Origin of the sequence: Treponema pedis (genome assembly GCF_017161325.1) — a bacterium.
Lineage (GTDB): Bacteria > Spirochaetota > Spirochaetia > Treponematales > Treponemataceae > Treponema_B > Treponema_B pedis.
Genome location: NZ_CP045670.1, coordinates 128,472 through 140,760, shown reverse-complemented (window position 1 = coordinate 140,760; position 12,289 = coordinate 128,472). Strand labels below are relative to the sequence as shown.

Sequence of the window (12,289 nt, the reverse complement as noted above, 5' to 3'; positions counted from 1 at the left end):
TGTCGTCAAGTAGGCAAAGCTGAAATATGTTTTAATAAGGTAAACTTTTGGCCTACCGCTTGACGCCGTCTATTTTTCGTGTTATAATTTTCGTTATGAGCGCAGCCGCCTTTTTAAACACAATGGAATATCCCGTTAACCGCACCGCACGGGAAAAATGTACTTTTAAACCTCTAAACATTTCCGTAACCGGAAATATAGAATTTGCAAATATTTTTGAATTAAGGCGGTTTGTATTTAATTTTAACGATATTATAAAAAGCGGCTCTTTCGGCGGCGATAAAGAGGTTTTAAATGCGGGAGAATTTAATGCGGCGGTCTTGCTTAGAAGCATTTTTAAATACATTTTACATTTATACATAACAAAAACGGAAAAAGATTTTTTTTCAAATACATATAAATTTATAGATAAAGAATTTAAAAAACAAAATCTTAAAAACATGGATTGCCTTTTAGAAGCCTTTTGCCGGGAATTCTCTCCAGAAAAAGTTTATAAAAAAGAACTTACTTCAAAAAACCGGCTTAAAAAAAACGATACCGTATCGCACCTGAAAAATAAATTTACGGCATTTGAAGAGCTTATACTATTAAACCTTATAAACATAAACCCTGCAAACAGTCAATTTTCGATTTTATCTTATGACGGAAACTTAAAAAAAACACCCGAATATAACGCTTTTTGGAAAATATTGAAAATTCGGTCAAAAAAAAATAAACCGTTTACGGAAGACGGAACGGACCTTATTTCGTTTTTGGAAGCTCCCGTAAAATACGCACCTTACAGTTTAAAAGGACAGCTGGAATTTATAAAACAACATTGGAGCCCGTTTATCAAAGATATTCTTTTAAACATATTAAATGCCGAAGACATATTAAGTGAAGAACAAAAAAGCGGCTGGGCACCTCCATCTGAAAATTTTGAAATTCCCGTTTACAGTTTTGAAAACCTTTTAGATGAATATGAACACTTTACACCCGATAAAAATTGGATGCCCGATACCGTCTTAATTGCCAAAAGCACACTTGTTTGGCTGTGGCAATTAAGCAAAAAATATACGGCTTCAATTACACGGCTTGACCAAATTCCCGATAAAGAATTTAAATTTTTGGCGGAAGCGGGAATAAATGCTCTTTGGCTTATAGGTATATGGGAGCGCTCGGAAGCAAGCCGAAGGATAAAACAAATTTGCGGTAACAAAGAAGCGGCGGCAAGCGCATACAGCCTTTATGATTACAACATTTCAAAAGAATTGGGCGGTTGGGAAGCCTTGGAAAAACTGAGAGCTCAAACCGCCCGCTTCGGAATAAAACTTGCCGCAGATATGGTGCCCAACCATACGGGGCTTGATTCAAAATGGGTAACGGAAAAACCTCAGTTTTTTTTACAATGTGCCGAACCTCCCTTTCCGTCTTATAATTTTACGGGTGAAAATCTTTCAAAGGATAAAAGAATAAGTGTTTACCTTGAAGACGGCTATTACTCCAAAACGGATTGCTCCGTAGTTTTTAAGCGAATCGACAATTATACGGGAGCCGTAAGCTATATCTACCACGGCAATGACGGCACGGGACTGCCTTGGAATGATACGGCGCAAATCGATTTTTTAAATGCCGAAGCCAGAGAAGCGGTTATTCAAAAAATTATTTATGTAGCAAAAAATTTCCCGATAATACGCTTCGATGCGGCAATGGTTTTAGCAAAAAAACATATCCGCAGACTTTGGTATCCTGCACCAGGAAAAGGAGGCGATATTGCAAGCCGCTCCGAGTATTCCATGCAGCCTGAAGAATTTGAAAGAAAAATACCTGAAGAATTTTGGCGCGAAGTTGTAGACCGCTGTGCCGACGAAGTTCCAGAAACCCTATTACTTGCGGAAGCCTTTTGGATGATGGAAGGGTACTTTGTACGAACCCTCGGAATGCACAGGGTATACAATTCCGCATTTATGAATATGCTTAAAAATGAAGAAAATGCAAAATACCGTGAAACCGTAAAAAACACTTTGGAATTCGACCCCGAAGTTTTAAAGCGCTACGTTAATTTTATGAATAACCCCGATGAAGAAACCGCAATAGTGCAATTCGGTTCGGGAGATAAATACTTCGGCGTATGCACAATGATGTGTGCCATGCCTGGCTTACCTATGTTCGGGCACGGCCAAATAGAAGGCTTTGAAGAAAAATACGGAATGGAATTCAAAAAAGCATACAAAAACGAAGAAGAAAACTCTTATCTCATTAAAAGGCATAAGGAAGAAATTTTTCCGCTTTTACACAAACGCCGTATTTTTTCAGGTGTGGAAAATTTCAGATTATTTGATTTTTGGAATAACGGAAAAGTAAACGAAAATGTTTTTGCATGGACAAATTTTTTTAACGGAGAAAGAAGTCTTATCTTTTATAACAATGCCTATGAAAGTACGTCAGGCACAATAAAAACTTCAGCGGCATTTACATTTAAAACCGAAGAGGGCGAAAAAATCTTAATACGGAGCGAATTGATAGATGCTTTAAAATTAACAAATGCTGAAAAATATTTTACCGTCTTTCGGGAACAACGCTCAAAACTTTTTTTTATACGTAAGAATTCCGAAATTGCCTTAAACGGTTTTTTTGCCTTGCTTAGCGGATATCAAACTCAAGTCTTTTTAAATATTTACGAAACGGAAGATATCGACGGTTCTTATGAGGAACTTTACAAAACACTGAACGGAAAGGGTATACAAAATATTCGGCGCGGATTACAAAAAATAAAATTAAAGGATTTATACTCGGATTTAAAAAAACTCTTTACAAAAAATTATTTTGAACGGTTAATTAAAATTAAAAACGAATGTAAAAAAACAAAAACTCAAAAAGAAAAACTGAATTTAATTCAAAGTTTTTTAAATAAAAATGAAACGGAGTATTTAAATATTTTTACATCGGCAATTCATTATGCAAACAGTTTATCCGGCGAATACGAAAGAGAAGCAAATGAAGTTTTACAAAATTTTAAAAATCTTACAAAGAATTTCTTTATTTTATTTTCAGGAAGCATTAAATTTTAAAAACTCTTTAAACCTTTCGGATTTCGCAAATAACGGAGTATCCTTGGCGTATTTCGCTTCTCTTATCCAAGCGGCTCTTTTAAAAACGCTTCCCGGCAATTCAATTTTTTCTTTAGGCCTTACGGAAGAAATCGGCGAAATTTTTTATAACGAAAATCTAAGCGAAACCGCCTCTTATTTTTACGAAATTACATCTATCCTGCATTCTTTACATTTTTTAAAAGAAAAAACCGAAAAAGAAACAACACAGGATTTACTTTGCAGTCAGGCCGGAGCCGGACATAAAAAAACAAAACCGGCGGATATAATACAAAACTGGTTTATAAATGAAAATATGAAACAATATCTTTGTGTAAATGAATGGAACGGAATAAGCTGGTTTAATAAGGAGCGTGCGGAAAATGCGCTTTTATTGGAAGTCCTTTTTGAATTCGCAAATACCGATGTAAATCAACAAAATATCGAAGACATAAACAAAATGTTTAAAAACTTATACGAAAAAATTCAAAATTCGGAATATAAAACCGAAAATTTACTTAAAAATATTTTTAAACAATAACGGATATTTATCGGGTCTTGGAATATTTATATACAAGATAGATATTAAAACAACTTACAACTTATTTTAGGAGAAAGAAAATATGGCAAATGAATTGGAGAAAAAACCTTTTTATGAAAAATTTATAAAAAAAACGGAAAATAAAAAAGAATCCGCCTTAAACGGAAATAAGACAAAAAAAATATCCGAAAAAAAAGAAGGCTTTAATAAAACAAAAACGGAAACGCCTGAATTTATTGCAAAAATAAAAAATGAAAAAAAATCGATATTTACTCCTCTTGACGATAAAACAATGAATCTTTTAAATTCCTTCGGCATTATTGTAAAAAAAGCGCTTTTACTTAATTCAAAACAGGAAGCTCTAATTCCGAAAGATATAAGACGTTTATTTCATGAGCTTACTGATGAACGCTCTTCGCGTAAGGTAAATTATTTAAATAATCCAGTAAAACTTACCGCATATATTTATCATTATATGTGGTGGAATTTGGTGCGTATTTCAAAATTAATTTCAAATATGGAATTCGATTTACAAGACGGAAATATTATTGCCGATTTCGGGTCAGGCCCTTTAACCTTAGCCTGTGCATTTTGGATTGCAAAACCTGAGCTTAGAAAAAAGAGGCTTCATTGGTACTGTGCGGATATTTCAGGAAAAGCCCTTTCCGCAGGAGAAAGTATTTTTAAATCACTTTGCGAATTCACGGAAAAGGACAAAGATATACCATACGCACCGTGGCAAATTACAAAGGTTACAGGCAGTTTCGGCACTCCATTAAAAACCGATATGGATTTTTTCGTAAGCGCGAATATGTTTAACGAAATATTTTGGGATTCTTCGGCAAAAATTAACGGAGAAGCAAAAAAAGCCGTTAATACCGTTTTACGTTATCTTAATAAAAAAGGTGCCGCTCTAATAATAGAACCCGGCATTCCTCTTGCGGGAGAATTTATTTCGGAACTGCGTAAGAATTTTTTAGAAAAAAAATTTTATGTTGAAACTCCCTGTCCGCATAACGGCATTTGCCCTATCCCCGGAACTAAATTATATTTACCCGAAAATAAAAATATGCCTATTGCCTTTGATAAATGGTGCCACTTTTCTTTTTATACGGACGAAGCGCCTTTAAACCTTGTAAAGACTTCGGAAACGGCAAATTTGGAAAAATCAAGAGCGAGCCTTTCTTTTATTTACTGTAAAGCTCCTAATAAAACAATAGACAAACGGGAAGAGAGCGTATACCGTCAAAATTTAAAAGACAGCGACGGGTTTACAGCAAGAATAACTTCCGACATTATAAAACTTCGAGACGGGAAAATAGGACGATATGCATGTTCCGAAAAAGGCTTTTTACTTTTAACCGAAAAAAATTCGTTTAAAGCAAAACTTAAAACTTATCAAGACGGAACTCTTGTAAAAATACATACTGAAAAAACAAAGCAGCTTCCGCACGATAAAAAAACGGGAGCTGCCGTAATAAATATTTAAAACCAGGCTTATAAAGGCACGGCTTTTAGCCGTGCCTTTAAATTTTACAAAAACAGATTATTTTTAATTTTTGAATTTTAAATATATGCCGCCGATACCGCCCGTTACGGAAATATGATTAACGGCGGAGCTTGTCTTACTTCTATGAGAGCCTAAAAATGAAGAACCTCCTTGTCCGTTTACGCGCACCTCTCCCAAGCCTGCACTTAAATCAAAATCGTAGTCATCTTCGCTGCCGTTAATTGAAAAGTTAATCTCTCCTATTCCGCCTTCGATAACCGTATTCCCCGAAAGCTTCCCTGAAAACGACACTTCACCGACACCGGTTTTTAAAGTAAGATTATTTATTTCACTTTCTTCTATTTCAGCTTCGCCTACACCCGTATTAAATATACAAGACTTCTTTGCATACATATTTTTAATTTTAATTTCACCTACACCGCTGTTTAAAACAAAATTATCGGCAGCTATTCCGTATAATTTTGACCTTGAAACTCCTGCATTAAATACAAAGTTTTTACATTCGAATTTTTTCGGTAAATGCAAAAATATTTTGGGTGAGTTTTTTTTCATTCCGAAATTAAACCATAAATTTTTGTTCCGGGGAGTCATATCTTCTATTTCTATTTTTCCGTCTATAATTTTAATTGAAAAATACTTTTTTTCCATATCTACCAATTTATATTCCGCATAATCGAAATTCGATTCAAAATCCACTTCAATTACGGCAGTCTTTAAATAAATAGATACATCGGTAACACCGTTTAAACTTTCCGTTTTACCTTCGAAATAACCGCCATACTCATAATCGTCCATATCTTCCTCCTCATCTGCAAAAATATTTCCATAACTGTCTTTACCCAGTATGTTTTTGCACACTCTTTCAAAACGCGAATTCGGTGCAGGTTTATGTATAAAGCAATTAATTCTTCCTCCCAATATATAACCTGCGCCTATAAGAAACGCTCCGACAGCAATAATTAAAAACGGTTTAAAATTTTTTTTCATAAATAACATCTCCATTAAATTAACGTAATAATTTTATAATTCCTAAGATAACAACGGCAGGAATTCCGATAACGATTGCAAGTACAAAAAGAGTCGGAATTAAAACAAACACCAGTTTAAATGCAAGCACAATAATTCCGCCTAAAACACCCAAGATAATTCCTGCAATTGCAAAAATAATTCCGAAAACTATAAGTCCTGTAATCATAAAGCCTCCAATATTATATCTTTTTTACAAACGACGATATGCCGTTAATAATTACGGTAATCAGGCGGTATAACAGCTTTGTAATTCCTATTGCAATTAAAAGAAATCCTATAAGAATCAATGCCGAAGCGGGCCTGACAAATAACATACCCGCTGCAACAATACCTAAAACTCCTCCGCCTAAAATCAATGAAAAAACAGCCAAGCACAAGGCTATACATAATATTACAACTACAAGGGTTAAAGCTATTGCAAACGGAATTGCAATAGGGGCCGCAAATATTCCGAGTATCGTAAACCATAGGGCACGAATACCTCCTTTTGCGGAATGTTTTGCAATTGCAGCTTCTTTTACCGCATAGTCGGAAAGAATTTTCGAAGCAAGATGTGCCGGACTTCTCAGTTCTTCAATTACTTCCCTCTCCCGTTCAGGCCCCGCTTCATCAAAGTATTCTTCATAATACTTTACAGCCTCATACCGGTCTTGTTCCGGCAATCTTTTTAACCGCTCCCTTAACTCGGAAATAAATTCATTTCGTGTCATTTATCATCTCCTTATTTTGTCGTTATTTTTATTTTTCCGAAATTTGTATAAACATTAATACGGTTTTCCGAATCCTGATTTCCAATACATTTTAAATCATCCGGAATTTCAACCGTTTGTCCGTTTAAAGTAAAAGAAGTTCTTGAGTAAACTTTCATAAAATAATTGTCCAAACCGTCCGTTAAATTTAACTCTATTTTTCCAAGGGAAGAACGAAACTCCGCACGTTCTTCTAAAGAACCGCAAAATTCAATTGAGCCTGCACCTGTACTTATAATGCCGTTCTTTAAATCGGTGTCCTCAAAATTTATCTTTCCTGCACCCGTAGAAAATTTCCCCTTATTCGTTTTCAGATTGTACGAACTTATGCTTCCGGCTCCCGAGTTTGCATATATTTGTTCCGAAAAAACGTCCTTAAACAGAATGCTCCCCGCTCCCGTAGAAGCCGAAATTTTTTCAGCTTTTACATTTTTTAAAGAAATGCTTCCGGCGGAAGATTGAACTTTTATGTCTTCAGGGTTTAAAGAAGAAAGCATAACGGCTCCCGCGGAGGCATTAAAAATAATTTTCCTGCAAGGAACATTTAAAACTTGAAGACTGCCGCAAGCGATGTATCCTTCTATACGGCGGAAATTTACATTTTTTATTTTTACCGACCCCAATTTGATATTAAGCTCCGCTTTTTCCAAACACAATTTTTTAGGAACATAAATCTCAAGCCTTCTTTTTACCGTTTCATCGTATACCTTGTTAAATGAAATGTTTTTGAAAAACTCGGTAAAAGCTCTTTTATGTAAAGAAAAAAGAGGCCTTTCTTCAATATATAATTTACCGTTTTCCATTCTTACCGCTATATCTTCTTCGGAAATATTTTCGGTTTTATATTCAATAAAATCACCGTCCGATTCCGAAATATCTACATTTGTAGAAGTAAGCTCAAGTTGCATTTCTTCGGCGACACCGTCAACGGTTTTACAAATTTGGGCTTTCCCGCCGGTATACGGGGCTTTATGAAAAGCCGAAATTTCTTCGGCGAGTTTTTCAGGACTGCCTAATTCTTCTATTACGTTTTGTTCGTTTTCACTTCCGGCATCTTCAAAATATTCTTTATAAAATTGAATCGTGTTTTCTCTATCTTCCTTATTTAATGAAGATAGATTTTTTTCAAGCTCAGTTAAAAATTGTTCACGCGTCATAAACTCTCCTTATTTATCAAAGGGCCGTACCCTTAAAAATTTTATCAATTAAACTTTTATAGGATTTCCATTCTTCCGTAAAAAGTTCGTATTGCCGTACACCGGCTTGGGTTATTTTATAATACTTACGGTTTCTGCCGTCCACTTGAATATCGTAAGTTTCCAAATATCCGCTTGTTTGAAGCCGCCTAAGTACGGGATAAAGTGAAGATTCGGAAATGGGCACCAAACTTTTTACGTCCTGTGTAAGTTTATATCCGTAAGAATCCCCTACTTTCAGCAGGGCTAAAACGCAGGCTTCAAGAAGCCCCGTATTTATAGAAAAAAGCATTATTCCTCCTAAAATATAATTTAATCGGCTATATTATAGTATTTATATATTATTCAAAATATAATATTATGTCAAGAGTAAATTATGATTTTTAACGTTTTTTTTTAAATTTCATAAAAACCGACATGTTTTTATCTTTAAAGGTAATAAAACTCAAAATTTTTTATAGATAAAAAGATTTTACACTTGCATTTTTCAGTTTTATAATATATAATGAGTATATGAAATTTAAAGGAGCCCTATTGACATGGATAAAAAAAATAAGTATATTACCCCCCCCCCCATGGAAAATTTTTAAAAACCGTTAATATAAAAACTCTTTTTATAGGCTTCGCTTTAATTATCGCAAGTTTACTTACAGCCTCTCTAATTATGCTTAATGAGGTCAAACACATAAAAAAGACCTTATTGACTATACAGATTGAAGAAAAGAATTTGCTTGAAGCGGCAGATGAACTTAAACAGTCATCGGAAGACTTAACAAGATTATGCCGCATGTTCGCAGTAACCGGAGAAAAAAAATATAACTTGGAATATATAGATATAATAAATTGGCGAAACGGAAAAATTAAACGACCGGGTAATGCCGTATGTTCTTTATATGCCGGAAAGACGATAAATCAATATGATGTATTTAGAGAACTAGGCTGTACGGAAGAAGAACTGTCGTTTCTTAATGCCGCTATAAAATTTTCAGATATGCTTGCAGCTTTTGAAACACAAGCAATCGAAACGGTAAAACAAAAAAAATATGTAAAAGGTCCTGCAAGTATAAACGAAAACGAGTCTTATCACGACTTTGCAATAAGAATTTTGCATGATGAAGGATATCAATCGGAAACGGAAAAAATTATGAGATTTATAAACGCTTTTTGTAATAAACTTGCTGAAAGAATGAAGACGATAATTGAAAAAGAAAATAAAGAAGCCGATACATATCTTTTACTTACATCTATTTTTATAAGTGCAACGGCAATTTCCATAATATGTTTTGTATTCTTTTTAACAAATTCCGTAATACGTCCCATTTTAAAAACGGCTCAAATTTTTTCACAACTGGGTGACGGAGATTTAAGGCATCAGATGGAAGTAAAATCTTCAAATGAAATAGGACAAATGGGACGCAATTTTAACGCTATGCTTGAAAAAATAAAGAATTTAATTTTCTCCATTCAAAAAAACAGCGATGTACTCTCGAACCTCGGAGAGCAACTTGCCGCCAATATGACGGAAACGGCAAGCGCAATGCATCAAATAAATTCAAACATAAACGGCGTAAAACAGCAAGCTCTGGCGCAGTCGGCAAGTGTAGGTGAAACTTCGGATTCAATAGAAAAAATGATGTACACAACAAAACAATTGAATTCATCTATCGAAACACAAGCTGCAAGTATTGTACAATCATCGTCTTCTATAGAAGAAATGACGGCAAATATTACATCGATAGGAAAAATGTTAGATGAAAACAAATCGGTAATGCAGTCTTTGCATAAGCACTCCATTTTAGGGAAGGAAGGTGCTGCGGCCGCAAATGCAGATGTTACAAAAATTTCCGAAAAATCCAATGCTTTGCAGGAAGCAAGCCAAGTAATTCAAAATATTGCAAGTCAGACAAATCTTTTGGCAATGAACGCCGCTATTGAAGCCGCTCATGCAGGTGAAACGGGAAAAGGTTTTGCGGTAGTAGCAGATGAAATCAGGAAACTTGCGGAAGAATCGAATATGCAAGGAAAGCAAATTTCGGAAATGCTTAAAGAGTCTACCGAAATAATTGAAAATCTTACCGAATCGGGAGGAGCGGCCGAAAATGTTTTTGTAGAAGTTTTTGAGTTGGCCGCAAAAGCGTTAAAACATATTGAACAAATTACCGCGGCAATGCATGAGCAGGAAAACGGCAACAATGAAATGCTTATTGCAATACGAAATATAAATACGGTAACTCTTGAAGTAAAAGAAGGCTCGGGAGAAATGCTAAAAAGCGGTAAAAATGCGGCACAGGCGGCTCAGATATTAAGCGATTTAACACGGGCAATTACAGACAGTATGAATGAAATGGCTACAGGCGCAATTCAAATTAACAATGCCGTACAAGAAATAAACGAAATTACACAAAAAAATAAGCAAAACATAGAAAATCTAGCATTTGAAGTAAAAAAATTTAAGGTGTAATAATTTTATTGCCGCATTATACATTTTTAAGATTGCATTACATTATTTTTTTCATTTCGCGATATTTTTATCCGTACATTAAAAACTTATAATAAATTCGGAGTCTTTGCAATCTCCTTGTCTAACATTCATTTTTTTTATATAATGTTAGCTCATTATGACAACTGAAATTAAAAAATATCAAACGGAAAATTATTCCGAATACATTATAGAAGTTTTTCCCGGAGTTATGATAGAACATTATTTTTGCGAAGGCGGAAAGATATGGAAGTATTCTTCCGCTGCCGATACGGTAAATGAAGACCTGTCGATACATCATTGCAGGTACGGAAGGTTTGAGGGTCGGCTTGGAAACGGTAAATATTATTCCCGCGGTATGGGAAAGATAACACTATCCTCGTCTTTATGCAATCTTGCGGAGGCAGAAATTTCTGCCGAACTGTATGAGGGTATATCCGTTGTTTTTTCTTATAAAAAATTTGACGCCTGGCTTAAAGCCTTGTTTGCCTCATGGGATATGGATTTTAAGTTTATTATTTATCGGCTAAATCTTTACGAACAATGGTACTATGCAGATTCCAATAATAAAATGGAAAAAATTTTTTTGGAATTGTATGATTTATTTGACCGAAATAATCGACCTCTCATGCAATTAAAAATTTTAGAACTTATCTATTATGCGGCATCGGAAGTAAGTGTAATTAAAAAATGCGAAACGCTTATAGCTGAAACCACCCTTAAAACCGTAAAAAAAATAACTGCCGCTATGCTGAAAACTTCCGCTCCCATTACCGAGCTCGTTTTACAGGCAAATATGAATTACAACTCTTTTCAAAAAATATTTAAATCGGTTTACGGTATCTCTCCCAGCCTTTACAGACAAGAATACAAAATGAATAAGGCGGCATCTCTTTTAAAAAATACAGACAGAACCGTCTTGGACATAGCCCTCGAACAAGGTTATGAAAATCCCGGAAAATTTGCCGCAGCCTTTAAAAAAACAATGGGGCTTTCTCCGGGAGAATTCCGTAGAATGGAAGCTCCTGTAAAGTAAATTACAAGGTATAAAAATAAATTTAATATAAATTTGTAAAAAAACGGATTATTCCGCAAAATTCGGATTAGACGGGCATATTCTTTTTATATAAATTAGCTGCATCTAACTTATATTTTGGAGGATATAATGAAAAAACTAATCGTATATTGTATTGTGTTCGGCTTTTTTTTATGGCCTGTTTTTGCTATGGGAAGCGGAGAAAGCGATGTAAGCTCCCTCGGAATGAGGGAACAGCGTCTTGTTTTAGGGGCGGCTTCCGATTTTAAAGGAAACCAAGAAGCAGGAACCCTTATCTTCGACACTCTTGTTACTTTAGATGAGGAAAGAAAGGTACAGCCGGCGGCGCTTGAAAATTGGACGGTAAATAAAGAGAGTACCGAATTTGTACTTCATCTGCGTAAAGGGCTTACCTACTCCGACGGTACGGCGGCAACCGCAGAGGACTTAAAAAAATCAATTGAGGTTATAGGCAAGACGCAGTTTAGAAGTTATATATCCAAGCTGAAAAAAATCGATATTATAGATACAACTTCCGTAAAGGTTGTAATGAAAGAACCGTTTCTTTTTCTTTTAGATGAACTTGAAAAAAATCAACTTATTCCTGCAAGATTCTTACAGGAAGACGGTACCATTACGGAGTACATCGGTTCCGGTCCTTACCTCTTAAAAAGAATATGA

The 12,289-nt window shown here is 35.0% G+C and carries 10 protein-coding genes and 1 pseudogene; 6 read left to right on the top strand and 5 right to left on the bottom strand.

The window, feature by feature from the left end; translation table 11 throughout:
- Positions 1-95 precede the first annotated feature (95 nt).
- The 3 genes and pseudogenes from DYQ05_RS00670 to DYQ05_RS00660 form a co-directional block, all read left to right on the top strand.
- Positions 96-3,032: pseudogene (locus DYQ05_RS00670) on the top strand (alpha-amylase family glycosyl hydrolase); the annotation flags it as partial.
- Entirely contained in the window at positions 2,977-3,609 is a 633-nt protein-coding gene (locus DYQ05_RS00665; protein WP_206183642.1) for a hypothetical protein, read from the top strand. The pseudogene DYQ05_RS00670 and the gene DYQ05_RS00665, both read left to right, overlap by 56 nt.
- Before the next feature lie 82 nt (positions 3,610-3,691).
- Positions 3,692-5,098 (top strand): small ribosomal subunit Rsm22 family protein, encoded by a 1,407-nt coding sequence (locus DYQ05_RS00660; RefSeq protein WP_206183641.1) that lies wholly within the window; start codon positions 3,692-3,694, stop codon positions 5,096-5,098.
- Between the two features lie 63 nt (positions 5,099-5,161).
- On the opposite strand, the gene DYQ05_RS00655 is transcribed toward DYQ05_RS00660, so the two are convergent.
- Genes DYQ05_RS00655 through DYQ05_RS00635 form a run of 5 tightly spaced genes read right to left on the bottom strand, consistent with a single transcriptional unit; the run spans position 5,162 to position 8,385 of the window.
- The gene (locus tag DYQ05_RS00655; protein WP_206183640.1) at positions 5,162-6,106 is read right to left on the bottom strand and encodes a DUF4097 family beta strand repeat-containing protein; all 945 of its coding nucleotides are present in this window, start codon (positions 6,104-6,106) and stop codon (positions 5,162-5,164) included.
- Between the two features lie 19 nt (positions 6,107-6,125).
- Positions 6,126-6,314, bottom strand: a complete 189-nt coding sequence (locus DYQ05_RS00650; RefSeq protein WP_206183639.1) for a hypothetical protein — start codon at positions 6,312-6,314, stop codon at positions 6,126-6,128.
- A gap of 13 nt (positions 6,315-6,327) precedes the next feature.
- Entirely contained in the window at positions 6,328-6,858 is a 531-nt protein-coding gene (locus DYQ05_RS00645; RefSeq protein ID WP_020963936.1) for a DUF1700 domain-containing protein, read from the bottom strand.
- A gap of 11 nt (positions 6,859-6,869) precedes the next feature.
- Entirely contained in the window at positions 6,870-8,054 is a 1,185-nt protein-coding gene (locus DYQ05_RS00640; RefSeq protein WP_020963935.1) for a DUF4097 family beta strand repeat-containing protein, read from the bottom strand.
- Positions 8,055-8,070: 16 nt separating this feature from the next.
- On the bottom strand, positions 8,071-8,385 hold the full coding sequence (locus tag DYQ05_RS00635; RefSeq protein ID WP_020963934.1) for a PadR family transcriptional regulator: 315 nt from the start codon (positions 8,383-8,385) through the stop codon (positions 8,071-8,073).
- A 408-nt stretch (positions 8,386-8,793) separates the two neighbouring features.
- On the opposite strand from DYQ05_RS00635, the gene DYQ05_RS00630 reads away from it, so the two are divergent.
- The 3 genes from DYQ05_RS00630 (at position 8,794) to DYQ05_RS13400 (ending at position 12,289) form a co-directional block, all read left to right on the top strand.
- A complete protein-coding gene (locus DYQ05_RS00630; RefSeq protein WP_252723437.1) occupies positions 8,794-10,554 on the top strand; it encodes a methyl-accepting chemotaxis protein in 1,761 nt (586 codons plus the stop codon).
- Between the two features lie 157 nt (positions 10,555-10,711).
- Positions 10,712-11,608, top strand: coding sequence for a helix-turn-helix domain-containing protein (locus DYQ05_RS00625; protein ID WP_206183637.1), 897 nt, complete (start codon positions 10,712-10,714; stop codon positions 11,606-11,608).
- 129 nt (positions 11,609-11,737) lie between these two features.
- Positions 11,738-12,289, top strand: a complete 552-nt coding sequence (locus DYQ05_RS13400) for an ABC transporter substrate-binding protein (protein ID WP_252723436.1) — start codon at positions 11,738-11,740, stop codon at positions 12,287-12,289.